General features: G+C 70.9%; 22 protein-coding genes. 9 read left to right on the forward strand and 13 right to left on the reverse strand.

Annotation, left to right across the window (positions count from 1 at the left end):
- Positions 1 to 35 precede the first annotated feature (35 nt).
- A complete protein-coding gene (locus tag IEY81_RS00245; protein WP_189116441.1) occupies positions 36 to 1034 on the reverse strand; it encodes a hypothetical protein in 999 nt (332 codons plus the stop codon).
- A 198-nt stretch (positions 1035 to 1232) separates the two neighbouring features.
- Here IEY81_RS00245 and thrS point away from each other — a divergent pair, with 198 nt between their 5' ends.
- Positions 1233 to 3221, forward strand: a complete 1989-nt coding sequence (thrS, locus tag IEY81_RS00250) for a threonine--tRNA ligase (RefSeq protein WP_189116442.1) — start codon at positions 1233 to 1235, stop codon at positions 3219 to 3221.
- 168 nt (positions 3222 to 3389) lie between these two features.
- Here thrS and IEY81_RS00255 read toward each other — a convergent pair whose 3' ends face one another.
- Genes IEY81_RS00255 through IEY81_RS00275 form a run of 5 tightly spaced genes read right to left on the reverse strand, consistent with a single transcriptional unit; the run spans position 3390 to position 8480 of the window.
- Complete coding sequence (locus IEY81_RS00255; protein WP_189116443.1) at positions 3390 to 4763, reverse strand: MFS transporter; 1374 nt, start codon at positions 4761 to 4763, stop codon at positions 3390 to 3392.
- A gap of 27 nt (positions 4764 to 4790) precedes the next feature.
- Positions 4791 to 5795 (reverse strand): 2Fe-2S iron-sulfur cluster-binding protein, encoded by a 1005-nt coding sequence (locus IEY81_RS00260; RefSeq protein WP_189116444.1) that lies wholly within the window; start codon positions 5793 to 5795, stop codon positions 4791 to 4793.
- Positions 5795 to 6754, reverse strand: a complete 960-nt coding sequence (locus tag IEY81_RS00265; protein WP_229787117.1) for a PdxA family dehydrogenase — start codon at positions 6752 to 6754, stop codon at positions 5795 to 5797. Before IEY81_RS00265 ends, IEY81_RS00260 begins: the two co-directional genes overlap by 1 nt.
- A 2-nt stretch (positions 6755 to 6756) precedes the next feature.
- On the reverse strand, positions 6757 to 7221 hold the full coding sequence (locus IEY81_RS00270) for an aromatic-ring-hydroxylating dioxygenase subunit beta (protein ID WP_189116446.1): 465 nt from the start codon (positions 7219 to 7221) through the stop codon (positions 6757 to 6759).
- Positions 7221 to 8480, reverse strand: a complete 1260-nt coding sequence (locus IEY81_RS00275; RefSeq protein ID WP_189116447.1) for an aromatic ring-hydroxylating dioxygenase subunit alpha — start codon at positions 8478 to 8480, stop codon at positions 7221 to 7223. Before IEY81_RS00275 ends, IEY81_RS00270 begins: the two co-directional genes overlap by 1 nt.
- A 113-nt stretch (positions 8481 to 8593) precedes the next feature.
- Between IEY81_RS00275 and IEY81_RS00280 the strand changes: the two genes are divergently transcribed.
- The 5 genes from IEY81_RS00280 (at position 8594) to IEY81_RS00300 (ending at position 13570) form a co-directional block, all read left to right on the forward strand.
- Positions 8594 to 9340: an IclR family transcriptional regulator domain-containing protein gene (locus IEY81_RS00280; RefSeq protein ID WP_229787118.1), complete on the forward strand. Its 747-nt coding sequence runs from the start codon at positions 8594 to 8596 to the stop codon at positions 9338 to 9340.
- Between the two features lie 141 nt (positions 9341 to 9481).
- The gene (locus IEY81_RS00285; RefSeq protein WP_189116448.1) at positions 9482 to 10477 is read left to right on the forward strand and encodes an AurF N-oxygenase family protein; all 996 of its coding nucleotides are present in this window, start codon (positions 9482 to 9484) and stop codon (positions 10475 to 10477) included.
- Positions 10478 to 10510: 33 nt separating this feature from the next.
- Positions 10511 to 12193 carry an FAD-dependent oxidoreductase gene (locus IEY81_RS00290; RefSeq protein ID WP_189116449.1) on the forward strand — a complete coding sequence of 561 codons (1683 nt, stop codon included), beginning with the start codon at positions 10511 to 10513 and terminating at the stop codon, positions 12191 to 12193.
- A 40-nt stretch (positions 12194 to 12233) separates the two neighbouring features.
- On the forward strand, positions 12234 to 12941 hold the full coding sequence (locus IEY81_RS00295; protein WP_189116450.1) for a TetR/AcrR family transcriptional regulator: 708 nt from the start codon (positions 12234 to 12236) through the stop codon (positions 12939 to 12941).
- Between the two features lie 71 nt (positions 12942 to 13012).
- The gene (locus IEY81_RS00300; protein ID WP_189116451.1) at positions 13013 to 13570 is read left to right on the forward strand and encodes an HIT family protein; all 558 of its coding nucleotides are present in this window, start codon (positions 13013 to 13015) and stop codon (positions 13568 to 13570) included.
- Positions 13571 to 13600: 30 nt separating this feature from the next.
- Here the strand turns inward: IEY81_RS00300 and IEY81_RS00305 are convergent, their stop codons facing one another.
- Positions 13601 to 14470, reverse strand: coding sequence for an NAD(P)H-binding protein (locus tag IEY81_RS00305; protein WP_189116452.1), 870 nt, complete (start codon positions 14468 to 14470; stop codon positions 13601 to 13603).
- Between the two features lie 83 nt (positions 14471 to 14553).
- Between IEY81_RS00305 and IEY81_RS00310 the strand changes: the two genes are divergently transcribed.
- On the forward strand, positions 14554 to 15279 hold the full coding sequence (locus IEY81_RS00310; RefSeq protein WP_189116453.1) for a helix-turn-helix transcriptional regulator: 726 nt from the start codon (positions 14554 to 14556) through the stop codon (positions 15277 to 15279).
- Here the strand turns inward: IEY81_RS00310 and IEY81_RS00315 are convergent.
- Together IEY81_RS00315 and IEY81_RS00320 are read right to left on the reverse strand one after the other, a co-directional pair.
- Positions 15276 to 15938 (reverse strand): response regulator transcription factor, encoded by a 663-nt coding sequence (locus tag IEY81_RS00315; RefSeq protein ID WP_189116454.1) that lies wholly within the window; start codon positions 15936 to 15938, stop codon positions 15276 to 15278. The two genes, IEY81_RS00310 and IEY81_RS00315, sit on opposite strands and share 4 nt — an antisense overlap.
- Positions 15917 to 17191 carry a sensor histidine kinase gene (locus tag IEY81_RS00320; protein WP_189116455.1) on the reverse strand — a complete coding sequence of 425 codons (1275 nt, stop codon included), beginning with the start codon at positions 17189 to 17191 and terminating at the stop codon, positions 15917 to 15919. The genes IEY81_RS00315 and IEY81_RS00320 overlap by 22 nt, the downstream gene beginning before the upstream one ends.
- A 108-nt stretch (positions 17192 to 17299) precedes the next feature.
- Between IEY81_RS00320 and IEY81_RS00325 the strand changes: the two genes are divergently transcribed.
- Both IEY81_RS00325 and IEY81_RS00330 read left to right on the forward strand, forming a co-directional pair.
- A complete protein-coding gene (locus tag IEY81_RS00325) occupies positions 17300 to 18094 on the forward strand; it encodes an ABC transporter ATP-binding protein (protein WP_189116456.1) in 795 nt (264 codons plus the stop codon).
- The gene (locus IEY81_RS00330; RefSeq protein WP_189116457.1) at positions 18091 to 19974 is read left to right on the forward strand and encodes an FtsX-like permease family protein; all 1884 of its coding nucleotides are present in this window, start codon (positions 18091 to 18093) and stop codon (positions 19972 to 19974) included. Before IEY81_RS00325 ends, IEY81_RS00330 begins: the two co-directional genes overlap by 4 nt.
- Before the next feature lie 21 nt (positions 19975 to 19995).
- Here IEY81_RS00330 and IEY81_RS00335 read toward each other — a convergent pair whose 3' ends face one another.
- Genes IEY81_RS00335 through IEY81_RS00350 form a run of 4 tightly spaced genes read right to left on the reverse strand, consistent with a single transcriptional unit; the run spans position 19996 to position 25048 of the window.
- Positions 19996 to 21387 carry a GntP family permease gene (locus IEY81_RS00335; protein WP_189116458.1) on the reverse strand — a complete coding sequence of 464 codons (1392 nt, stop codon included), beginning with the start codon at positions 21385 to 21387 and terminating at the stop codon, positions 19996 to 19998.
- A 34-nt stretch (positions 21388 to 21421) separates the two neighbouring features.
- A complete protein-coding gene (locus IEY81_RS00340) occupies positions 21422 to 22063 on the reverse strand; it encodes a bifunctional 4-hydroxy-2-oxoglutarate aldolase/2-dehydro-3-deoxy-phosphogluconate aldolase (protein WP_189116459.1) in 642 nt (213 codons plus the stop codon).
- Entirely contained in the window at positions 22060 to 23670 is a 1611-nt protein-coding gene (locus IEY81_RS00345; RefSeq protein WP_189116460.1) for an N-acyl-D-amino-acid deacylase family protein, read from the reverse strand. Before IEY81_RS00345 ends, IEY81_RS00340 begins: the two co-directional genes overlap by 4 nt.
- 16 nt (positions 23671 to 23686) lie before the next feature.
- The gene (locus IEY81_RS00350) at positions 23687 to 25048 is read right to left on the reverse strand and encodes a type III PLP-dependent enzyme domain-containing protein (RefSeq protein WP_229787119.1); all 1362 of its coding nucleotides are present in this window, start codon (positions 25046 to 25048) and stop codon (positions 23687 to 23689) included.
- Positions 25049 to 25096: the final 48 nt, after the last annotated feature.

Genomic DNA, 25096 nt, shown 5'->3' on the forward strand with positions numbered 1-25096 from the left:
CAGACGCTATCTCACCGATCGACCCATCGGCCGATCTATCCGGTGGGCAGCGACCCGGGGTAGGCGATCCGGTGCAGATGAGCGGCGAAGGAGTGCTGGTGGTCGACGCGCGGCAACCGCAGCGTCGCGCCGGTGACCAGCTGGAGCGTGACGTCGACGCGCGGGTTGGCGCGGCGTTCGTCGAGGACGCCGGTGTCGATGCTGGTCACGTCCTCCCAGAGGATGACCTCGGTGCACCGCGGATGCTCGATGACCAGACCGCCGTCGTAGAGCCCGATGTCGACCGCGAGCGGGCGCCGCACCCCGAGCCAGGCCAGCCGGAACCCGAGCAGCAGTCCGGTGAGCGCGATCAGGCACCCGGCCAGCATGATCACGGTCGGCAGGTGGGGCCGGGTGGCGACCCAGGCGCCGAACGCGATGACCGCGGGTCCGAGGACGAGGCCCACGGGCACCAGCCAGGCGCGCCCGTGCGCGGGGTGGGTGCTCAGCCGGATGCCGAGGTCCTCGGTGAGCGACTCCTCGCCCGGCGTACGCAGCCACTCCCGCCGCCTCGGCAGCACCACCAGACCGAGGACGGTGAGCGCGATCGCGCCCCAGAGCACCGGTGCGCGGCCCATACCGAGGACGCGGGCCGGCCACGGGTTGATCGCGTGCTCGCCGTAGGCGTCGGAGCCGACCACCCACATCCGGTACGTCGCCTTCGACGGGTCCGGGTCACGGCCGATGTCGCGCAGCGTGCCGTGGATGCTGCCGGTGACCTGCTCACCGTCGACCCGCCACCGACCCGTGCAGGAGAGGATGTCGCCGGTGCCGTTGTCGAAGTCGCAGCGCTCCACCACGCTCACCTCGGCCCACTGCCCGCTGTTCCACCGGTCGGCGGCCTGCTGACCCACGACCGTGGCCGGGAACAGCATCGCCAGGGCACTGAGGCCGAGCGTGATCAGGACGGTCGCCAGCGAGGTGCGCCGCCGTAGTCGGATGACCCGACGGGAAGGGTCGACGAGACGAAACTTGGGGCCGGTGGTGGGGAGCACGAGACCTTTCACAGGAGAGTGGGAGGGACGCCGATCTGAGTGTCCGAAGTGTAGTCGCATGCCCCCACAGGTTCCTGCTCGTCGGCGATGCCTGACCCGGGCGTTTACCCATTCGCAGTACGCCGCCGACGGCGGATACGATCGGAAGACCGCGCAAGCATCGCGGTCCACACACCACTGGAACCCACAGGAGCATCCGTGTCCGAGATCAAGATCGCCGTACTCACCCCCGACGGGCGCGAGGAGCGGACGGTCACTACGGGCACGAAGGCGTGGGAGCTCTTCGCGGACGACCCCGACGTGATCGCCGCGCGCGTAGGTGAGAATCTGAAGGATCTCGCCTACGAGCTGACCGACGGTGACGAGGTCGAGGGTGTCCTGATCGACTCCGCCGACGGCCACGACATCCTGCGCCACTCGACCGCCCACGTGATGGCGCAGGCCGTGCAGGAGCTCTTCCCGGAGGCCAAGCTCGGCATCGGCCCGCCGGTGACCGACGGCTTCTACTACGACTTCGACGTCGAGACCCCGTTCGTCCCCGAGGACCTCGCCAAGATCGAGTCCCGGATGAAGAAGATCATCAAGGCCAACCAGAAGTTCTCCCGCCGGGTCACCACCGACGAGGACGCCCGCGTGGAGCTGGCCGACGAGCCCTACAAGCTCGAGCTGATCGGACTCAAGGGATCTGCCGCTGACGCCGCCGAAGGGGCGAGCGCCGAGGTCGGCGGCGGCGAGCTGACCATCTACGACAACATCGGCCGCAACGGCGAGGTCGCCTGGAAGGACCTCTGTCGGGGCCCGCACCTGCCGACCACCAAGCGCATCCCGGCCTTCAAGCTGATGCGGTCGGCTGCTGCGTACTGGCGCGGCGACGAGAAGAACAAGCAGCTCCAGCGCATCTACGGCACCGCCTGGGAGTCGAAGGAGGCGCTCGAGGAGCACCTGCACCGGATCGAGGAGGCCGAGCGTCGCGACCACCGCAAGCTCGGCCGCGACCTCGACCTGTTCTCCTTCCCCGACGAGCTCGGCTCCGGCCTGCCGGTCTTCCACCCCAAGGGCGGCATCATCAAGCGGGAGATGGAGGACTACGTCCGCGCCAAGCACATCGAGCACGGCTTCGAGTACGTCGGCACCCCCCACATCGCTCGCGAGCAGCTCTTCCACACCTCGGGCCACCTGCCCTACTACGGCGACGGGATGTTCCCGGCGCTCGACGTGGACGGTCAGGACTACCGCCTCAAGGCGATGAACTGCCCGATGCACAACCTGATCTACCGCTCCCGCGGCCGCTCCTACCGTGAGCTGCCGCTGCGGCTGTTCGAGTTCGGCTCGGTCTACCGCAACGAGAAGTCCGGCGTCATCCACGGCCTGACCCGGGTGCGCGGCTTCGCCCAGGACGACAGCCACTCCTACTGCACCAAGGAGCAGGCCCCGGCCGAGGTCAAGCACCTGCTCGACTTCATGCTGACCGTGCTCCGCGACTTCGGTCTCGACGACTTCTACCTGGAGCTCTCGACCCGCGACGACGCCAAGAAGGACAAGTTCGTCGGCAGCGACGACGACTGGGCCGAGGCGACCAGGATCCTCGAGGAGGTTGCCACCGAGACCGGTCTCGAGCTCGTCCCCGACCCCGGCGGCGCGGCCTTCTACGGCCCCAAGATCTCGGTCCAGGCCAAGGACGCCATCGGCCGCACCTGGCAGATGGGCACGGTGCAGTACGACTTCAACCAGCCCGCCGCCGACCGGTTCAACCTGGAATACCAGGCCGCCGACGGCACCCGCCAGCAGCCGGTGATGATCCACTCGGCGAAGTTCGGCTCGATCGAGCGCTTCCTGGGTGTCCTGGTGGAGCACTACGCCGGCGCCATGCCGCCGTGGCTCGCGCCGGTCCAGGTCGAGATGATCCCGGTCGCGGACGCGTTCAACGACTACGTCTACGACATCGCCGAGAAGCTGAAGAAGGCGGGCGTACGCGTCGAGGTCGACGAGTCGAGCGACCGTTTCCAGAAGAAGATCCGCAACGCCCAGCTCCAGAAGATCCCGTTCATGCTGATCGCCGGCGGCGAGGACGTGGAGAAGGGCGCGGTCAGCTTCCGCTACCGCGACGGCCACCAGGAGAACGGCATCCCGGTCGACGAGGCGATCCAGCGGATCGTCGCCGCCGTGGAGTCGCACGAGCAGGTCTGAGCCGAGCGGGGACCGAGCGGAGCGAGGCCCCCGCTCTGGGCGAAGAGGTCGAGCGAGCACACCGCCGAGCCTGCGAGGCGGTGAGCGCAGCCGAGACCTACACAGGCGCGTCAGACGCGACCGGCCCCTGGTGAGAGCACCAAGGGCCGGTCGCGTCGTGACAAGAGCCTAGGCAGCCGCCTCCGCTGAGGCCGGGTCCTTGGCCTTCGCCTTGGCGCGCACGCCCAGGTAGAGAACCAGGGCCCCGCACAGCGCAGACGGGACCGCCATGGCGAGGAAGAACTGCTCCGCACTCCAGCCGCCGGCGAGCATGGCGCCGACGAGCATGGGGCCGAGGATGCCGCCGATGCGACCGATGCCGAGCGCCCAGCCGACGCCAGTGGAGCGGACCTCGACAGGGTAGAAGACGGCCGCGAGCGCGATCACGCTCTTCTGCCCGCCGCTGACCGAGCAGCCGATCAGGAAGATGGCGATCAGCAGCACCCATACCGGTGCCCCGAGGGTCAGGCTCATGACCGTCAGGAAGCCGCATCCGACGAAGTAGAGCGTGCTGAGTGCACCGAAGGCGCCGAGACGGTCCATCGCCGGTCCGATCACGAAGGCGATGGCGATGCCGCCGATGGTGGTCATCGAGGCTGCCGTGGCCAGCGTCGAGCTCGAGTAGCCCTGCTCGGTCAGGATGGTCGGCATCCAGCTCTGCAGGCCGTAGAACATGGCCAGGTTGGTCGCGAAGACCAGCCACAGCAGGAGGGTGCCCAGGAGTTGCCCGCCGCCGACGACGTCGCGGAGCCTGACCCGTTTCCCCCGTGCCTCCGACTCGGTCTCCACCCGCGGCGCCTGCTTCGCGGGCAGTCCGCGGTCGATCTTCCGGCACAGCGCGTACGCCGCGGCGTGCCGCTCGTGACGGACCAGGAAGCTCAGCGACTCGGGCAGCCGCCAGGCGAGGATCAGCGTCAGGAGCAGCGGGGCGGCCGCACCGACGAGGAAGACCGAGCGCCAGCCGTGGGCCGGGATCAGCCAGTCCGAGACGTAGTTGGCCGCGACGAAGCCGAGCGAGAACCCGCAGTAGATGGCGAGCACGAAGCTGGCGCGCACCTTCTTCGGGCTGTACTCGGCGGTGAGTGCGATCGTGCTCGGTGTCGCGGCCCCCAGCCCGATGCCGGTGACCAGCCGAAGCACCAGCAGCTGGGCCTCGGTCTGCACCCACACCGAGGCGAGGGTGCTGAGTGCGAAGAGGAGAACGCCACCGAGCACCAGCCGCTTGTGGCCGAACTTGTCCGAGAGCGGTGCGACCAGCAGGTAGCCGATCATCAGCCCGACGAGGGCTGCCGAGAAGATCGGGCCGAGGTCGGCCTTCTCCAGACCCCAGTCGGCGCTGATGGCCGGGGCCATGTAGTTGATCGCCTGGGTGTCGAACCCGTCGAGGAACATCACCAAGCCGCAGAGCAGGACGGTGCCTGCCTGGAATCGGCCGGTGCGGCGAGAATCGATGAGCTCGGGGATGCGTACGTCGACTGCTCCCGTGGATGTTGTTGCTGACATGTGGACCCTTCGGATGCTCAGAGGAGTTCAGGACGCGTTCGCGGCGCCCGAGGACACGAACGCGTCTGCGTGGAAGCGCTCGGGACTGAAGCCGCGCTCCTTGATCAGTGCTTCGACGGCGGCGAGGGTCATGGCCTCGCTGCCGCAGGCGTACACGTCGTGCTGGTCCAGGTCCGGGTAGTCGGCCAGCAGGGCGTCCTGCACCCATCCTCTGGCGCCCGTCCAGGTGGGGTCGGGCCGCGAGAGGACGGGGGTGAACGTGAGCCACTCGTAGCGCTGCGTCAACGCGCGGACCATGTCGGCGTCGTAGAGGTCGGCAGCGGTGCGACCGCCCCAGTAGAGGTGGAGGGGGCGGTTCAGGCGCCGGGCGATGTGGTCGAGGATGATCGACCGCATCGGTGCGAAGCCGGTGCCGGTGGCGAGCAGGATGATGGGTGAGTCTCCGTCGGCGACGTGGAACTCGCCGAAGGGGGCCTCGATCTCGACCTCGTCGTGGAACTCGAGGTAGGACAGGATCCGGTCGGAGAAGGCTCCGCCCGGCTCGTGACGGATGTGCAGCTGCAGCGCGTCGTTGTGCTGCGGTGAGTTGGCCATCGAGTACGGCCGGGTGTCTCCGTCGGGCAGGATGATGTTGACGAACTGCCCGGCCTTGAACGGCGTACGCCGTCCGATCGGGTAGCGCAGGTCCAAGATGGTGACCGCGTCGGTGGCGGCCTTGATCTTGAAGACGGCCGTGGTGAGCCGCTTGCGGACCGGGGGAGTGCTCTTCTGGATCCGCTTGGGAGCGATCTCCACGTCGCCGCTCGGCTTGGCGCGGCAGAGCTGCACGCTGTCTGCGGGACCGCAGACCATCCCTTGGTTGGGAGTGTCGAGCTTCCCGGCCGTCAGGGTGCCCTCGCAGGTGGCACAGACGCCCTTGCGGCAGGAGTAGGGGATCGCCCAGCCGGCGGTCTCCGCCGCGTCGAGGACGGACTGACCCTCCTCGGCGGTGAACGAGATGTCGGTGTCGGCGACGCTGATCGTGTGCGTCATCACGCCTCCTTGGGGGTGAACAGGCTGAGCGCGGACAGCAGGGCGGAAGGATCGGCGACGCCCTGGCCGGCGATGTCGAATGCCGGACCGTGCCCGACGCTGGAGAACGGCACACCGGCACCGATCGTGACTGCCGCGGCGGTGCGGCCGGCGAGCAGCTTGACCGGGATGTGGCCCTGGTCGTGGTACATCGCCAGATAGCCGTCGCACTGAGGGTCGCCGAGCAGCACGTCGGCCCCGGTGGGGTCGGTGATGTCGATGCCCTCGCTGCGGAGCCTCTCGGCCGCCGGACCGGAGACGGTCAGGTCCTCCTCGCCGAAGAGCCCGCCCTCGCCGGCATGACAGTTGATGCCGAACATCCCGAGCCGAGGTGCCGGCGTGCCCATCGACTCCAGCGCGCGGTGGAGCGCTCGACCGGCGGCGGCGACCAGATCGACGCTGAGCCGCTGGAGCGACTCGGTCATGGACAGGTGCAAGGTGACATGGGCCATCCGCAGACCGCCGCCGACCAGCATCAGGAAGACCTCGTCCGCCGAGGTGCCGGTCAGCTCCGCGACGAGCGGCGGATAGCCGGCGAAGCTGATGCCGGCGGCGTGCACCGCGGTCTCCGAGTGCGGACCGGCGACGATCCCGCGGTATCCACCGTCCGCCGCGAGCTCCACGGCGGCGCGTGCGTACGCGATCGTGGCAGCCCCGGCCTCGGGGCGTACCTCGCCCACCCGGAGCTGGTCGGTGCTCAGGGCACCGACGTCGACCAGGTCGCACACCCCTGCCTCGGGGAGCCTGCCGGGCTCGGCCGACCGCAGCTCGATCCCGTACGCAGCGGCCGGCCCTTCGAGCGTGCACCGGTCGCCCACGACGACCGGTGCGGTGACGCCGAGCTCTGCGACCGACTTCATCGCGATCTCCGGCCCGATCCCGAAGGGGTCGCCGGTGGTGAGGAGGAGCCTGGGGGACACGCTCACAGCGGCAGCACCAGAAGGGTGTCGGTGCGGCTGCTGTCGCAGACCACCACGCGCTTCTTCAGCAGCGCCCTGCCGTCGACGAAGGCGTGCTCGTCGAGGTAGCGGCCGCTGGCGAAGACGTCGGTCGGCCCGTTTCCGGTGATGCGGACGACCAGGAAGGAGGTCTCGCTGGTGGCACCGTCCTCCCGCTCCGAGAGGATCGCCGGCTGGCCGAGCAGGTGCCGGTAGGCGTGCGGCTCGTAGATGTTGGCCTCCTTGAGCGCGGAGACGCGGTCCTTGAGCATCGCCTTGTTGTTCGCCCAGATGACGCCGGCAGGCAGACCACGGCGGTGGTTGTCGGCGGTGGTCACCTTGTAGAAGGCGTCGTCGGTGAAGTGCTCGGGCCAGTCCTCGATGGGGCCGTCGTCGATCGCACGGACGTAGCTGCCCTGGGCACGACTGATCAGCGTGAAGGCGTCCATCACTTGCTCTCCTCGATCTCGAAGCCCATGGCCTCGCGGTAGACCTTCCAGAAACCGCGGATGGAGGCTTCGGTGACCCGGCTCTCGCTGGAGACCGCTTCGTGGCCGCCCATCTGGACGGTGGCGAACTCGCCGCTGGCGCCGGCGATGCCGCGCTGGACGAAGCCGCCGATGGCGCCATCCTCCATCGACACGTAGCCCGCCGGGCCGACCAGGTTGGACTGCTTCATCCGGACCAGCTGCTGCTCCTCGGTGTCGTCCTCGAAGCCGAGGTAGGTCCAGTTGAGGTCGGTGCTGTCGACGCTGGTCGGCAGCACCTGGCGTACGGCGATCGAGTTCTGGATCTGCTGCAGCACGAAACCTGGGTAGACGGAGAGGATCTGGAGGGTGATGTCGTCGCCGACCTCGCTGAAGCTGTCGACGAGCGAGGGGTCCTCGAGCTGATACTCCGACTCCGAGCGGATCTTCTGGTCCTTGTAGTGCTGGCCGGACTCGGCCTCGCGGTTGATCGCGGACCAGCTGACGTGGTGGGCGCCGCTCTCCGAGACGATGATGCCGCCCTTCTGGTTCAGCTTGTTGAGCCCGAAGGTGGTGAAGAACAGGTGCAGGATGCTCGCGTGGTAGGAGTCCTTGACGTTCTCCATGTAGAGCTTCCAGTTGTTCGGCAGGTTCTGGGTGAAGCGACCCAGCACGACGGGCTTGCGGCCGCCGAGGACACGCTCGATGCGGTCCAGGATCTCCTGGCCGAGGTACTCCTCGATATCGGGGACGTCGTTGTCGAGGCTGCCGAAGACGAGGCCGTGGACGTTGGCGAGCCGGAGACGGCGGGGGCTGTGCGCCTTCTTGCAGAAGTCCGAGCCCATCCCGCCCTTGCCGTTGATGCCTTCCTCGAAGGCGACACCGGTGAGGTCGCCCTGGAGGTTGTAGGTCCACGCGTGGTAGACGCAGGTGAAGTCCTTCGCGTGGCCGTAGTGGTCCATCGCGATGAGGGAGCCACGGTGCGCGCAGCGGTTCTCGAAGGCGTAGATCTCGCCGTCGAAGTCGCGAGTCACAAGGACCGGCTGCTCGCCGATGAAGGTCGCGCAGTAGTCGCCGGGCTCGCTGAGCTCGGCCTCGAGGCACAGGTAGCTCCAGAACGGCCCGTGGAAGATGTTCTGCTGCTCTGCGCGGTAGACCTCCTCGTCCTGGAACACCCAGTAAGGAACCTTGCTGAGTGCCTCAGGCCACTCTCGCGCGGCCGTGGTGGTCGCCTCTGACATCTGTCCTCCAAATTGCCGATTTAACTTGCGTTCGGATAACGAACACATGTATGTTTTTCGAACGGGGTATACCAAAGTGGCTTTTGTCACAGGTGTCAAGAGGGAGTGGTGTTGTGAGCGAGGGAATGGCCGGGCTGGCGAAGGGGCTGGCGGTGCTGGAGGCGTTTGGGCCGGAGACGCCGAGGTTGACGATCAGCGATGCTGCGCGTGCAACCGGTCTCAGTCGGGCCGCGGCCCGACGGTGCCTGATGACCCTGGTCGAAGCGGGATACCTCGCCTTCGACGAGAAGTTCTTCACGCCGACGCCGCGCGTCGTTCGGCTCGGGGCGGTCTATGCCGAGGCCGTGCCGCTGCCACAGCTGGCAGGACCTCATCTGCTGGCCCTGCGGGAAGCCTTGGACGAGTCGGTCTCCCTGGCTGTGATGGAGGGGGACGAGTCTCTCTTCGTGGCGCGCAGCGAGGTGTCGCGGGTCTTCAGTGCTGGCGTACGGGTCGGGGCGCGGCTCCCGCTGTACGCCTCCGCCACGGGCTATGTCCTGCTGGCCGGCCTCGACGAGAACGCGCTCGACGCCTATCTCGAACGTGTGGAGATGGTGGCCTGCACGCCGCGCACGATCGTCGACCCGGGCCGGCTGCGCGAGCGGATCGCACAGGTCCGGGAGGAGGGTGTTGCGGTCAGTGACGAGGAGCTCGAGGTCGGCCTGTTCGCGCTGGCGGTGCCGGTGCGGGACTCGCGCGGAGACATGGTGGCGTCGATATCGGTCAGCGCGGCCGCGGCGCGTCTCGATGTCGCGGATTTCCGGGACCGATGCGCCCGGGTCATGCGTCAGCACGCAGACCAGCTGGGGCGTCAGCTCTGATCGTTCCGCACCGGAGGCGGCCTGAGCGAAAGACATGTGACACGGTGTCGCGCGTACTCTTGTTATCGGGACACGTGTCCGGGTAACGTGAGATTCGTTGTCAGCAGCTCACGCTGGATCCACGGGCAAAGGAGCACCGTCATGACCGCTGTGCAGGATGAGAAGTCCACCGGGTACGTCCGTCAGGGCAAGCAGGCCTATCTCGACACGCTCCGCACGCTCTCCGAGGCGTCGGTCGAGGTGCACTTCGACCCGTTCAAGGACATCGACTGGGACTCGCCGGAGCTCGAGGTGCGGCCGAACGACGAGCGCTGGATCCTCAACGACGCCGACGAGATCGGCGCACATCCGTGGTACAAGGCGCTGCCCGAGGAGCGCCGGATCGAGATCGGGATGTACCGCTGGGCGCAGGTCGCGAAGGTGGGCCTGCAGTTCGAGCAGCTGCTCATCGGCGGCGTGATGAACCACCTGGTCTGGTCGAAGAACAACAACCCGGAGTTCCGCTACGCGACCCACGAGGTCACCGAGGAGACCCACCACACCCAGATGTTCCAGGAGTTCGTCAACCGGGTGAACCCTGACGTCGCCGGTGCGCCGACCCGGTTCAAGGTCCTGGTGCCGTTCATGGCGGCGGCGGGCGCGTTCTTCCCGGAGGCGTTCTTCACCGGCATCCTTGCCGGCGAGGAGCCGATCGACCACCTGCAGAAGGGCGCGATGCGCGCCGGCGGCAGCCACCCCGCTGCCAACCGGATCATGCAGATCCACATCGCCGAGGAGGCCCGCCACATCGGCTTCGCCCACCAGTACCTCGAGCAGCACGTGCCCGAGCTCGGCCGGTTCAAGAAGGCGCTGCTGGCCCTCATCTTCCCGCTCATCATGCGCCAGCTCTGCGACGTGATCATGGTGCCGAGCAAGCAGGCCCGGGACGACATGGGCATCCCGGACGAGGTCGCCCGCGAGATCTGGTGGGACTCGGCGGAGTCCCAGAAGCTGCTGCGCGACCTCTTCGGTGACGTACGCCTCCTCGCCGACAACCTCGGCATCCGCAGGGGTCCGGCCAAGCTGTTGTGGAAGCTGTGCGGCATCGACGGCCGCGCCTCCCGCTTCCGCGCCGAGCCGCGCGCGGCGTCCTACTGAGTCCCGCCCGGTCGCCCCGAGAACGGTAGACAAGTGCCTCACGTCGTCACCCAGTCGTGCTGTGCGGACGCCTCGTGCGTGGTCGCCTGCCCGGTCAACTGCATCCATCCCGCCCCGGGCGAGCCCGGCTTCGCCGAGGCCGAGATGCTCTACGTCGACGCCAAGAGCTGTGTCGACTGCGGAGCCTGCGTCACCGCGTGCCCGGCCGACGCGATCGTGCCCCACACGACGCTGACGGCTGCCCAGACGCCGTTCCTGGCGATCAACGCGGAGTACTTCGAGGTCTTCCCGCACGCGGACCGCACCCCGCTCGCCCTGGTCCACCCTCAGCGCCGGCTGACCCGGAACGGACCGTTCCGGGTCGCGGTGGTGGGCGCCGGACCGGCCGGGATGTACGCCGCCGACGAGCTCCTCAAGCACCCCGAGATCAGCGTCGACGTCTTCGACCGGCTGCCCACGCCCTACGGCCTGGTCCGTGCCGGCGTCGCGCCCGACCACCAGAACACCAAGCAGGTCGAGAAGCTCTTCGGGCAGATCGAGTCGCAGCCCGGCTTCCGCTACTTCCTCGGCGTCGAGGTCGGCAAGGACGTCTCCCACGCCGAGCTGACCGCTCGCTACCACGCCGTGGTCTACACCGTCGGCGCGGCGAGCGACCGGCCCCTCGGGATCGAGGGCGACGACCTGCCCGGGTCGCTGAGCGCGACCGACTTCGTGGGCTGGTACAACGGCCATCCCGACAAGCAGGACCTCCCGGTCCACCTCGACGCGGAGGCTCTCTCCTCCGGCCGGGTCGTCCTGGTCGGCAACGGCAACGTCGCGCTCGACTGTGCCCGGATCCTCGCCGAGGACCCGGAGCGGCTGGCCGGCACCGACATCGCCGACGGTCCGCTGGCGGTGCTGCGCGACAGCGCGGTCCGGGAGGTCGTCATCCTCGGGCGCAGGGGGCCCGAGGAGGCGGCCTTCACGGTGCCCGAACTGGTCGGGCTGGTCGGCCACACCGGGGTCAACGTCGTCGTGGACACAGGTGACATCCCCGTCGCGGAGGCGCTCAGCGGCCCCGGCACCACCAGCCGGCTGCTGCGCGAGATCGCCGGCCGCGAGGTGCGGCCGGACCTGCGTACGATCGTGCTGCGGTTCCGCAGCTCCCCGGTGCGCGTCCTGGGCGACGACCGGGTCACCGCCGTCGAGGTCGGCCGCAACCGGCTCGAGCGCGACGAGGCCGGTGTGGTGCGCGCGGTGCCTACGGGCGAGACCGAGGTGCTCGAAGCCGGGATGCTGCTGCGCGCGGTCGGCTACAAGGGCGTACCCGTCGCCGATCTTCCTCACGACGCAGCGACCGGCACGGTGCCCAACGAGCGCGGCCGGGTGCTCCCCGGTGTGTACGTCGCGGGCTGGGTCAAGCGCGGTCCCAACGGCTTCATCGGCACCAACAAGTCCGACGCCGAGGAGACGGTCGAGCAGCTGCTCGACGACCTCGACGCCGACCGGATCCCGGCCCCGGCCGCCGACCCCGACGACATCACCGCGGTCGTACGCAGCCGCCAGCCCGGCATGGTCGACCTGGCCGGATGGCAGGCGATCGACCGGGAGGAGAGGCGGCGTGGCGACGAAGCCGGCCGTCCCCGTATCAAGATCACCGATGTCGAGCAGATGCGGGGCATCGCCGCGAAGTCAAAGAAACCCCGATACTCTCTAGGACGTCGTAAAGAGCGCTGAGACGCTCGCGACCGACATCACGGGAGCAGGGGGAACGCAGGTGGCAGGGGAGAAGCGCGACGGTCGGCAGGACCGTTGGCGCAAGCACAACGCACAGCGCCGCCAGCAGATCATCGACGCCGCCATCGCCGCCATCGAGGCCGGTGAGCCCGGCGCCGAGGTGCAGGTGCAGCAGATCGCGGTGCGCGCGGGCCTCTCCCGCACGGTCATCTACCGCCACTTCGAGGACCGCGCCGACCTCGACCGCGCGGTGCAGCAGGCGATCCTCGACGGCCTCTGGTCCGACCTGATGCCCGGGATCACCCTGGACGGCACCGTGCCGGAGATCATCGAGCGGGTGATCGGCACCTACGTGCGCTGGGCGCGGGCGCATCCGGCGCTCCACCTCGCCGCCGACCACGACATCGACGGTGGCGACGACGGCCCCTTCCAGCAGGGCATGGAGCAGCTCGCCAGCCGCATCTCGGGCATCGTCGGCACCGCCATCGTGGCGCTGGGCGCCACTCCCACCGAGGAGGAGGCCGAGGCGCTCGACCCGCTGATCTACGGTCTGGTCGGCGCGGTCTTCGGTGCCGTACGCCGCTGGCTGACCCGCACCAACGACCGGCTGCCCGCCGAGACGCTGGAGCGGCTGACCGCCCAGTCCATCTGGTTCGTCATCGACGGCCACGCGCGCGGGTTCGGGATCGAGCTCGACCCGGACATGCCGCTGGAGAAGCTGCTCAGCCAGGACCCGCTGGCCGTCTGAACGCTCCGCCGCCGCTCCGCACATGCCGGTGCCGTCCACGGTGCCACGAGCCCTTAAGTAGGCTTCTGGACGTGGAAGAGATCGACGGCGTACTCACCCAGGACGGGATCGGCGAGGGCGACGGGCTGGAGCGGCTGTGGACGCCCTACCGGATGGCCTACATCCGCGGCGAGAACAAGCCCAGCGACCCCTCCGAGACGAAGTGCCCCTTCTGCCGCGTGCCCACCCTCGACGACGCCGAGGGGCTCGTCGTCCACCGCGGCGAGACCTGCTTCGTGGTGCTCAACCTCTATCCGTACGCCCCGGGCCACATGATGGTCTGCCCCTACCGCCACGTCGCCGGCTACGTCGAGACCACCGACGAGGAGGCCACGGAGATGGGGGTGCTCACCAAGCAGGCCGTACGCACCCTGGCCGGCGTCTCGCAGGCCGAGGGCTTCAACATCGGCATGAACCAGGGCACCGCGGGCGGCGCCGGCATCGCCGCTCACCTGCACCAGCACGTGGTGCCGCGCTGGGTGGGTGACCAGAACTTCATGCCGATCATCGGCCGCACCAAGACGCTGCCGCAGCTGCTCACCGACACGCGTGACCTGCTCGCCGAGGCCTGGGCGACGAGCGCGCAGTGACGCCACCGGCGCCCCGACCGGCCGGCCGCCTCACAGGTGCGGGACCAGCTCCTCGCTGATCCAGCTCCGCAGCCGGGTCGGGGTGGTGGTCGCCGTCGAGCGCTCCTGCTCGGGCTCGAAGCCGTCTCGCAGCCCGGTGGACATCCCCAGCATCGCCTCCGCCATGGCGGGCGGCATGCCCGCACGGAGGTACTGCTCGCGCATCTGCTCGTCGGCGATCCGCTCGACACGCACCTCGTGGCCGACCTCCTCGGTGAGGATCGCTGCGACCTGGGCCCAGGTCAGGTCCTCGGGGCCGTGGACGGCTTGGACGCGGCGGCCGCCCCACTCGCTGTTCAGCAGGGTGAGCGCGGCGACCTCGGCGATGTCCCGCGGGGCGACCCAGCTCATCGGAGCGTCGAGGGGCAGCACGGTCTGGAGCAGACCGGCTCCGACCGACTCGGCCTCGAACAGGAGGTTGGTGAAGAAGTAGCCGCACCGCAGGTGCGTGACGTCCGCGCCGCACCCGTCGAGCGCGACCTCGGTCTCCGCGAGGCCGTCGATGTCACCTGCGCCGTGCCGCTTCTCCGCGCCGACGCTGCTCTGGAAGACGACCCGCCCGATCCGGTTCGCCTCGACGGCGGCGATGACGGACTCGGTCGCGCGGCGATGGTCGGCGATCGGGTCGGGAGAGCCGGCGGGCGGGTTCACCCAGTAGAGGGCGTCGACCCCGGCGGTGGCGGCGACGACCTGCTCCGGCTCGCACGAGTCGGCCCGGACCGGGTCGACGTGCTCGGCGAGGGCGGCGGAGATGTCCTCCGGGTGGCGGGTGAGCAGCGTCGGCCTGACGCCCGCCCGGACGAGCATGTGCGTCAGATGTCGGCCGACGTTTCCTCGCGGTGTCGTGACGGCGATCTTCATGGAGCTCCTCTTCTTCGTCGAAGCCTCCACGCTAGATGGAGATGAGGCCTGATCCTGGCCGCATCTGGGGTCATCATGGAGCCATGGACTCACCTTCGTCGCGGTCGCTGGAGCTGTTGGCGCTGCTCCGCTCGGGGCGGGAGTGGACCGCCCGCGATCTCGCCGCCCGGCTGCAGGTCAGTGAGCGCACCGTGCGCCGCGACGCGATGCGTCTTCGTGAGATGGGGTACGACGTAGGCTCGCGTCCCGGCCCGGGTGCGGTCTACACGCTGCGGCCGAGCATGAGGATCCCGCCGCTGCTGCTCGGCGCGGACGAGGTCTCGACGATCATCACGAGCCTCCTGGTGCTCGAGGCGTGGCTTCCCGACGACGTCACCGCGGCCACCGCGCGTACGAAGCTGGAGCAGGTGCTGCCCGGGAGCCTGCAGCGTCGGGCCGCCGCGGTGGCGCTCTCCACCCAGGTCCTGCGCGATGCTCCGGGAGCCGTCGACTGGGAGCTTGTCGGCACGATCGCCGACGCCGTCGCGGACGGTGCGCGCCTCGCCTTCGACTACACCGACGAGCACGGCCGCCGGTCGAGCCGCGCGGTCGAGCCGTACCGACATCTCCTGCGGAAGCAGCACTGGTACCTCATCGCCTACGACCTCGCCCGCGACGACTGGCGTCTCTTCCGGCTCGACCGGATGCGGTCCGCGGCGGCCTCGCCGGGCTCGCACGAGCGCCACGCGTTCGGCTGGGACTCGATCGACGACTGGCTCACGAGCGACTTCGGGCGAGCGACGTCACCGGTCAGATCGACGAAAGACTAGGCCTCGCGCAGATAGGCGAGGACGGCGGAGACCCGCCGGTCGGTGGCCGGGTCGAGCCGCAGCTTGGCGAAGATGTTGCCGACGTGCTTGCGCACCGCGGCCTCGGTGACGAAGAGCGCGGCGGCGATGCTGCCGTTGGTGCGGCCCTCGGCCATCAGCCCCAGCACCTCCCGCTCGCGCTCGGAGAGCACGTCGAGCGGACCGTCGGGCTGGTGGCGGTCGAGCAGACCGCGTACGACCTGGGGGTCGACGACCGTCTCGCCGCCGGCCACCCGGCGCAGGCTGTCGAGGAAGTCGCGGACGTGGCCGACCCGGTCCTTGAGCAGGTAGCCGATGCCGCCGCCTCCGGTGGTGTCGAGCAGCTCGGCCAGGTAGGCGTCGGCGACGTAGGCAGAGAGCACCAGGACGGCCAGGTCGCGGTGGCGCCGGCGGAGCTCGGCGGCCGCGCGCAGCCCCTCGTCGGTGTGGGTCGGCGGCATCCGGATGTCGGTGATGACCACGTCGGGACGGGTGTGGTCGGTGAAGGCGAGCAGCGCGTCGGCGTCGCCGACCGCGGCGATCACCTCGTGGCCGGCCCGCTCCAGAATGGCGAGGAGCCCCTCGCGCAGCAGCGCGGAGTCCTCGGCCAGCACGATCCTCAGGGGAGCGCGGTCGGGCACGTCATCCTCACCTCCGTCGGTCCGCCCGGCGGGCTGGTGACCTCCAGGTCGCCGTCCAGCGCGGCCAGACGGGTGGCGAGGCCGGCGAGCCCGCCTCCGGGACGCATGGCGGCGCCGCCGGACCCATCATCGCGTATCTCGACCTCCAGCCGGTCACCTGACACACGGCCCTGGATGCGGGCCGAGGTGGCGCCGGCATGCCGGACGGTGTTGGTGAGCGCCTCGGCGACGACGAAGTACGCCGCGGCCTCGACCGGTGGCGGCAGCCGGCCGTCCACCTGCAGGTCGACCGCGACCGGCAGCCCGGCGGCGTCGGCGAGCTCGTGGACCGCCGCGGTGAGCCCGTGGTCGACCAGCACCCGCGGGTGGATCCCGCGGACGGTGGCACGGAGCTCGGCCAGCGCCGTCTCCGCCTGGGAGTGGGCCTGCCGGACGAGGTCGAGCCCGGCGCCCTCGGGCATCTCGAGCTCGGCCAGGCCGAGGGTCAAGGTCAGCGCCACCAGCCGCTGCTGCGCGCCGTCGTGGAGGTCGCGCTCGATCCTCCGGCGCTCGGTCTCGAAGGCGTCGACCAGGTCGACGCGGGAGCGGCGCAGGTCGGCGACGGCCGCGGTCAGCCGGGTCTGGGCGGGCTCCAGCAGCAGGCGCGCCAGGCTGGCCTGGGCGGCGGCGAGGAGGGTGGTGGCGTACAGGCCGACGACCAGCAGCACGAGCCCCGGCACCGCGGCGATCCAGGCCTCGGTGGGCGTGGTGATCTGCCAGGGCCCGAACGCGACCGGGGCGTCTGCGCGGATCAGGACGGGAGCCAGGACGAGCACGCCAGGGAGAGCGATGAGCAGGTTGAGCGCGACGGCGTCGACCAGCCACAGCACCGTGCCGAGCAGCACGGTGTAGCCGACCTCGGGCCCGGAGATCCGCAGCCGGCGCAGCGCCCGGAGCCGGTCGCCCCAGGCGATCGGCTGCGGTGGCTCGATCGCGTCCCGGCCGGCCTCGGGGAGGATCAGCCGGAGACGCTTGCGCTCCACGTCGGCGACGAGAGCCGCCAGCAGCGGGACTCCGGCCAGCACCAGCACCCCGACCAGGATGACCAGGGTGAGCAGCCCGACGCCGACCAGCGCGAACAGGGCGACCGCGACGACGACACCGACCGCGGCGCCGGAGACCAGGTAGGCCAGCGCGCGCCACGGCCAGCCGGATGCGAGCAGCCGCCAGGGCCAGGAGCGCAGCGCGGTCCAGACGTCGGGTGGTGGACTCATGACCGGGAGCCTAGGCAATCCCGGCCCCGGTCGGGGTAGCGCACGCGCTACCTCGTCGTGGCGTCTGCGCCCGTGTGCGCAGCGCGCAGGAGGCGTTTGCTGGTCGACATGACCGTCACCCTCGCTCCCGCACTCCCGGCGCCCTGGCCTCCCGGCCCGCCTCCGGCCGTCGTCCTCGACGGCGTCACCCGCACCTACCGGTCCCGCTCCGGCACGGTCGATGCCCTACGTGGCGTGAGCCATGCCTTCGCAGCCGGGACGTTCACCGCGATCATGGGCCCGTCCGGCTCCGGCAAGTCGACCCTGATGCAGATCGCCGCCGGCCTCGACCGGCCCACCCGGGGCCGGGTCTCGGTCGCCGAGACCGACCTGTCGGGCCTGAGCCGGACGGCCCTGACGAAGCTGCGGCGCGAGGCGATGGGCTTCGTCTTCCAGCAGTACAACCTGCTCGACGCGCTCACCGCCTACGACAACGTCGCTCTGCCCGCCCGTCTCGCCGGCCGCCTCCCGCACCGGGCCGCGGTCGTCGGGGCGCTCGAGCAGGTCGGCCTCCACGGCCTGGCCCGGCGGCGGCCGCCGGAGCTGTCCGGCGGCCAGCAGCAGCGGGTCGCCATCGCCCGCGCGCTGCACGCCCGGCCGGCGGTGCTCTTCGCCGACGAGCCCACCGGTGCGCTGGACCGTCACGCCGGACGCGACGTGCTCGAGCTGCTGCGGGGCCTCGTCGACGCCCCCGCGACGGACACCCCGGGCCAGACGGTGGTGATGGTCACCCACGACCCGCTCGCCGCCTCGTACGCCGACAGCGTGCTGTTTCTCGCCGACGGCCGCATCGTCGGGCAGATGGAGCGCAGCGACCCGGCGCAGATCAGCGCCCGCATGGCCGAGCTGGAGCCGACGCCGTGAGCCTCTTCGCGATCCTCGCGCACAGCCTGAAGACGCTGCGCCAGTCGTGGCCCCCGTACGCAGGCGCCGCGGTCGCGCTGGCCGGCGGCATCGCGCTGATCACCCTGGCCACCAATCTGCTGGGTGCGCTCGGCGCCGGCACCGAGGCCCTGGACGAGCAGACCCGCCGTCAGATCGACGACCTGGGCTCGCTCTTCGGCATCGTGGCCAGCATCTCGCTGTTCATGGCCCTGTTCGTGGTCTCCTCGACCTTCGGGTTCGTGGTGGCGACCCGCCGCCGCGAGCTCGGCCTGCTGCGCCTGCTCGGCGCCACCCCGCGCCAGGTGCGCATCCTGCTGCTCGGCGAGGCGCTCGCGGTCGCGGCGCTCGGCGCGGTCGCGGGCTGTCTGCTCGGCACCGCGGTGACGGCCCCGGTGCTGCGCATCCTGCACTCGCAGGGCGTCACACCGGTCCTGCTCCAGATGCCGAGCCAGCGCACCGCATGGATCATCGCCGCCTCCTGCGGAGTCACCGTCGCCCTGATCGGTGCCTGGCGTGCGGGCGCTCGCGCGGGACGTACGCAGCCGGTCGAGGCGCTCCGCGAAGCGGTCCTCGAGCGACGCCGTCCCACCGTGGTCCAGACGCTGGTCGCCGTCGGCGCGGCCGTGGCGCTCGTCGCGACCGCCGCCTACGCCCGCGAGATGCCGCTGCTCTTCGCCCTGATGGTGGGCCTGCTCCTGCCGATCGTCGCCGTGGTCGGCGCCAACGCGGCGGGCGGTCTCCTCTACACCGAGCTCGCGGCGCTCGTCGGTGGCCCGGTCGCACGCCGCGACCCCTCGGCCCACCTGGCCCGCGACCTCGCCCGCACCAGCGGGCGGATGACCGCCTCGGTAGCGGCGCCGGTGGTGGCCATCCTGGCGGTGGCCGGCTCGATGGTGGTCACGGTCGGAGCCACCGCCGACTGGAGCGAGGGCGCCGACCGGGCCGCGCTCAGCGCCGAGCTCGTCGTCGAGGGGAGCGAGGAACCGGACGCGATCGGCGAGGTGCCGGGCGTGCGGGTGAGCGACGTTCGCCGCACAGCACGGGTGGGGTTCGCGGGCGAGCGCACCGAGGTCGAGGTCGTCGACGTCTCGAGCGCGGCCGCGACCCGGAGTCTGCAGGCCACGAAGGGTGACCTCTCCGACCTGCGCGGGCGGGCGATGGCGGTCACCGAGTCCTACGTCACCGACATCGGCGGCCGGATCGGCGAGACCCGGCGGATGCGGGTGGGGGACCGGAGGATCCAGGTGCGGCTGGTCGCGATCGTGCCCGACGCCCCGAACCTGTGGGGCGACATCATCGTGCCCGACGACCTCCCTGGCATCGGCAGGCGCGCCCGCGACACCGGGACGGTCTTCGTGAGCACCGACGCCGGCGCCGACGTCGCCACCACCGCACGGTCGATCCGGGAGACCGGCGCCGAGGTGAGCGCTGCCGCCGGCTGGATCCGGGCGGTCTCCGACCAGACCCGCGAGATGAACACGCTCGTGCTGTGGGTGATGCTCGGCCCGGCCGGCGTCTACGCCGCGATCGCAGCCGTCAACGCCGTCCTGATCGGGACCAGCCAGCGGCGCCGCCAGACGGCGACCTCCCGGCTCCTCGGCGCCACGCCGGGCCAGGTGCGCAGGACCGCGCTGTGGGAGACCGTTTTCACCGGGGCCGGGGCGATCGTGGTCGGTGGCGCGATCACCGCCTTCACCGGTTGGCTGGTGCGGCAGGCGGTCGTACGCGACGTGCCGGACGCACCGCTGACGTTCCCCTGGCAGGCCCTGGCCGGGATCACCGCGGCCTGCGCGGTGGTGCTGCTTGCCGCCGCCGTCGCCGGGGCGTACGCGCTCCGGGAGAGGGAGGCGTCGCGCTGAGGTGACGGCGGCGGGCGAGGATCAGACGATCGCCCAGACGATGGCCGCTGCCACGAAGCCGACGAGCGAGAGCACCGTCTCCAGCACCGTCCAGGTCGCCAGCGTCTGCTTCACGGACATGTTGAAGTAGCGCGAGACGATCCAGAAGCCGCCGTCGTTGACGTGGCTGAGCACGATCGAGCCGGCGGCGATCGCGACCGCGATGACGGCGAGCTCGGGCTGGGAGTAGCCGGAGCCGAGGGTCGGCGCGATGATGCCGCCGGTGGTCACGATCGCCACGGTCGCCGAGCCCTGGGCGATGCGCAGCGCGCAGGAGATGACGTAGGCGAGCAGCAGCACCGGCAGGCCGGCGTCGGAGAGCACCTCGGCGAGCGCGGCACCCACGCCGGTCGCAGAGATGACCGCGCCGAAGAACGCACCGGCACCGACGACCAGCAGGATCATGCCGACCGGCCGGAGCGATGCGCCGGTGAACTCCGAGATCTCCTCCAGGCTCATCCCGCGCCGGATGCCGAGGAGCCAGAAGGCGAGCAGCACGGCGATCGTGAGCGCGACGGCCGGGTTGCCGAGGAAGGTGAGCACGCTGAGCAGCCGGCCCGGGTCGAGCAGCATCGTGCCGAAGGTCGCGCCGAGAATCAGGACCAGCGGCACCGCGATGACGCCGAGCACGAGGGCGAGCGAGACGGGCGCGGTGGTGGTCTCGGCGTCCTTCTCCGCCTCGGTCTCGGCCACCAGGAGATCCTCGGGCACCGAGACCGGAACCCGCGGGGCGACCCACATCGGGAAGAGGATGCCGGCCGCGGCGAAGGCGGGCAGGCCGCAGAGCAGGCCCATGATGATCAGCCAGCCGAGGTCGACGCCGAGGAGCCCGCCCAGGGCGGTCGGGCCGGGGTGGGGCGGCAGGAAGGCGTGGGTCATCGACAGGCCGGCGAGGACCGGCAGGGCGTAGAGGACCAGCGAGCGGCCGCCGCGGTGGGCGGCGACGTACACCAGGGGCGCGAGCACGAAGATGCCGATGTCGAAGAAGACCGGGATGCCGAAGATCAGGCCGACCAGGCCCATCGCGACCGGCGTGCCGCGCTCGCCGAAGAAGCCGATCAGCCGCGAGGCCAGTACGTCGGCACCACCCGAGCGCTCCAGGAGCGAGCCGAGCACGGTGCCGAGGCCGATGATGAGCGCGATGTGGCCCAGCACCCCGCCGAAGCCGGTCTCGATGAGCGACTCGCTCGAGGAGAGGGCGGTGCCCACCATCTCCTCGACGGACAGGCCGGCCACGAGGGCGAGGCCGATACCGCTGATGAAGAGCGCGATGAAGGGTTCGAGCTTGACCTTGATGATCAGAAAGAGGAGCACGGCGATCGCGGCTGCGCAGAGCAGCAGCAGACCGGTCGTGCTTGTCTGGAGCCAGTGCATGGGTTCTCCGGTCGGTCGGGGTGGGGGAGGGGGTTCAGCGCAGAGCTGCGCGGAAATGGGCGGCGTTGGTGGTGATCTGCTCCCACCTCGCCTCGTCGACGTCGGCGGGCTGGACAACCGACGTCCCGGCGGTCACGGCGAGGGCGCCGGCCCGCAGGAACTCCGCGGCGTTGTCCTCGTCGACACCGCCGGAAGGGATCAGGTCGACCTCGGGGTACGGACCCCGCAGGTCGGAGAGGTGACGCGGGCCGAGCGCCCGGGCCGGGAAGATCTTGACCGCGTCGGCGCCGAGGGTGTGAGCGGTGAGCACCTCGGTCGGGGTGAGCGCACCGAGGATCACGGCGGCGCCCGCGGCGTGGCCGGCGGCGACGATCTCGACGGCCTCCGGCGGCAGCCCGGGCGTGACCAGGAACCGAGCGCCTGCGGCGAGGGCGGCGCACGCCTGCTCGGCGGTCAGCACGGTGCCGGCACCGACGACGATCTCCTCCTCGCGGGTCTCGGCGCTCACGCGGGCGAGCAGGTCGGTCAGGCCGGGCGTCGTGTAGGTCAGCTCGACGGTGCGGATGCCACCGGCGGCCAGCGCGCGACAGAGGGCGACGGGGTCCTCGAGGCGGCTTGCGCGGACGACCACCAGCGCCCGGTCGGCACGGAGCGTGTCGATCGCAGGATCGCTCATCGGGCTCGGGTTCCTTCGTCGGTGCGGCGCAGAGCGCGGCCGGGCAGGGCGTCGGTGCGGTGGCCGTCCTCGATGACCGCGGTGCCGTTGACCAGCACCCAGTCGATGCCGCGCGCCTGCTGGCGCGGCTCCTCGAAGGTGGCGGTGTCCTGGACGGTGTCGGGGTCGAGCAGCACCAGGTCGGCTGCGTACCCCTCACGAATCAGGCCGCGCTCGTGCAGCCGCAGCCGGGCCGCGGGGCGGCCGGTCAGGTGGTGGATGCAGTCGACCAGGTCGAGCACGCCCAGCTCGCGTACGTAACGGGCGAGGTAGCGGGGGAAGGTGCCCCAGGCCCGCGGGTGCGGCCGCTCGCCGACCAGGAGCGCGTCGCTGCCGCCGCAGTGGGTGCGGTGGCGCATGATCGTCTGCACGTTCTCCTCGTGGCCGACGTGCTGCAGGATCGTGGTGGCCATCCGGTCGCGGACGAGCAGGTCGAAGAAGACGTCGGTGGCCACCCGGCCGCCCTCCTCGGCGATCTCGGCGACGGTGCGGCCGACGTATCCGGACAGCTCGGGGTTGCGTACGCCGCTGATCTGGATCGTGCGCCAGTCGGTCACGCAGCCGTGGCAGCCGTCGGTGCCGACATGGTCGAGCTCGTGGGCGATGCGGGCCCGGTCGGTGGGGTCGGCGATCCGGGTGAGCAGCGCATCCGGGCCGCCCGAGGTCGCCCAGCTGGGCAGCACGGCGTTGAGCGTGGTCGAGCCGGGTAGGTAGGGGTAGCTGTCGAGGGTGATGTCGACGCCGTCGGCCAGGCCGGTCTCGATGAGGTCGATCAGCTCGCCGGCGCGGCCGCGGTTGGGCTCGAAGTTCATGGTCGCGTGGGTGAGATGGAGCGCGCAGCCCGAGGCGCGGGCGACGTCGATCATCTCCGCGTACGCCTCCAGCGCGCCGGCGCCGTAGGAGCGGTGGTGCGGGCTGTAGTAGCCGCCCGCCTCGGCGACCGTGCGGCACAGCGTGGCCAGCTCCTGGTCGTCGGCGAACATGCTCGGCGGGTAGGTCAGGCCGCTGCTCATCCCGACGGCGCCCTCCTCGAGACCGACCCGCAGCAGCCGGGCCATCTCGGTGATCTCGGTGGGGGCCGCGGGCCGGTTGTCGGGGCCGACGACCATCAGCCGCAGCGTCCCCTGCGGCACCAGGTACGCCGCGTTGCACGCGATCCCGCGGTCGAGCCGGTCCAGGTAGCCGGCGACGGTGTCCCAGTCGAAGTCGAAGTCGTCCGGCTCGCCGTTCCAGCCCGCGATCTGGCGGCGCAGCTGGGCGCGGGTGGTGGGGTCGGTGGGCGCGAAGGAGAGACCGTCCTGCCCGACGACCTCGAGCGTGATCCCCTGGCTCACCTTGGCCGTGTGGTCGGGGTTGACCAGGATCTGCAGGTCCGAGTGGGCGTGCATGTCGATGAAGCCCGGGGTCAGCGCCCGCCCGGCGGCGTCGATGGTGCGCCGGGCGGCCGGGGCGCCGCCGTCGGTGTGGATGCCCGTGATCCGCCCTGCGTCGACGCTGACGTGGGCGGGGAAGGCCGCGGCGCCGGTGCCGTCGATGACGGTCGCGTCTCGGATGAGCAGGTCGGTCATGGTCGCTCCTCGGGTCTCAGAACCAGGTGCGCACGAGGTCGACGACGATCGGGTCGGCGGCGTCGGCGTCGTCGAGGACCGGGATCAGCCCCCACTTGTCGAAGGCGGTGCACGGGTGGGAGAGCCCCAGGCGGAGCTCGTCGCCGATCTCGACGGGCGCAGCAGCGTCGGTGTCGGCCTCGGGGTCCCAGCGCAGGAACCCGTGCTGGTCGTTGAGCGCGGTGACCGCGACGCCGGTGATCGGGGTGGCCGGGTCGCCGGTGTGCCGGGCGCGCACCAGCTGGGCCTCCGGCATCCCCTCGTCGAAGGGCAGGTCACGCTTGCCGGCGTCGAAGAGCGCCAGCCCTGGCTCCGGCTGGGACGAGATCCGCACCCAGCCGTGCAGCGCGCTGCGCAGGGACGGGCCGGTGGTGCGCGGAGCGCTGCCCAGTGGCGAGATGCCGCGGTAGAAGCCGTCGTCGTGGGTGATGTAGGCGCCGCTGCGCAGCACCACCCGGGCCTCGTCGGAGGCGACCAGCGGGGCGAGCGCGTCGGCGACCTGCTCGAAGTAGGCGCTGCCGCCGGCGCTCACCACCGGGGTGCGCCCCTCGGGCACGAGGTGGGCGACCCGCCGGTGCAGGGACAGCAGGCTGTCGACGTACGCATGGACGACGGAGAGCGCGGCCTCGTCGCTGCTGTGCGAGAGGGCGCCCTCGTAGCCGGTCACGCCTGCGAGCTCGAGGTGGGGTGAGGCCGCCACTGCTTCGGCGACCGCGATCCCGGTCTCCTCGTCACGGGCGCCGGTGCGGCCGCCCGCACCGCCGCGCTCGACGAGGACGGCGAGCGGACGTCGCGCGCCCACCTCGGCGGCATGAGCAGCGAGCGCGTCGTGCATCAGCGCGACCGTCCGCGGCGAGTCGGCCCACACGAAGACCTCCAGGTCGGGGTCCGCGGTGAGCTGGTCGGAGATCCAGCGCAGGGCGAGCGGAGAGACGATCGCGTTGGCGACGATCACCCGGGAGACGCCGAAGGCACGGGCCACGGCGAGCTGCGGGAGGTTGGCGACCGTGATCGCCCAGGAGCCCGCGGCGAGCTGCTCGGCCCACAGCTGCGGCGCCATCGTGGTCTTGCCGTGCGGGGCCAGGGCGACGCCGCGCTCGGCACACCAGGCGGCCAGCACGTCACGGTTGTGGGTCATCGCCGCCCGGGAGAGCGAGAGCAGGGGAGTGGGGAGCTGGGAGAGCCGGGGCGCCTCGTCGAGCACCTCGGCGACGGTGCGTCCCCACAGCGCGGGCGGGATCGCCTTGTGACGCCAGTCGACCCGCTCCTCGCGCAGCGCCGCGACGGCGCTCGTGTCGATGTGGGCTGCCGGGTGATCCATCGCCCGTCCTCTCTGCATGTTGCAAATTATGCAACGACGATTGCGTAATTCGATTCTGTAGTTGTA

The organism is Nocardioides luteus, assembly GCF_014648595.1.
GTDB classification, from domain to species: domain Bacteria; phylum Actinomycetota; class Actinomycetes; order Propionibacteriales; family Nocardioidaceae; genus Nocardioides; species Nocardioides luteus.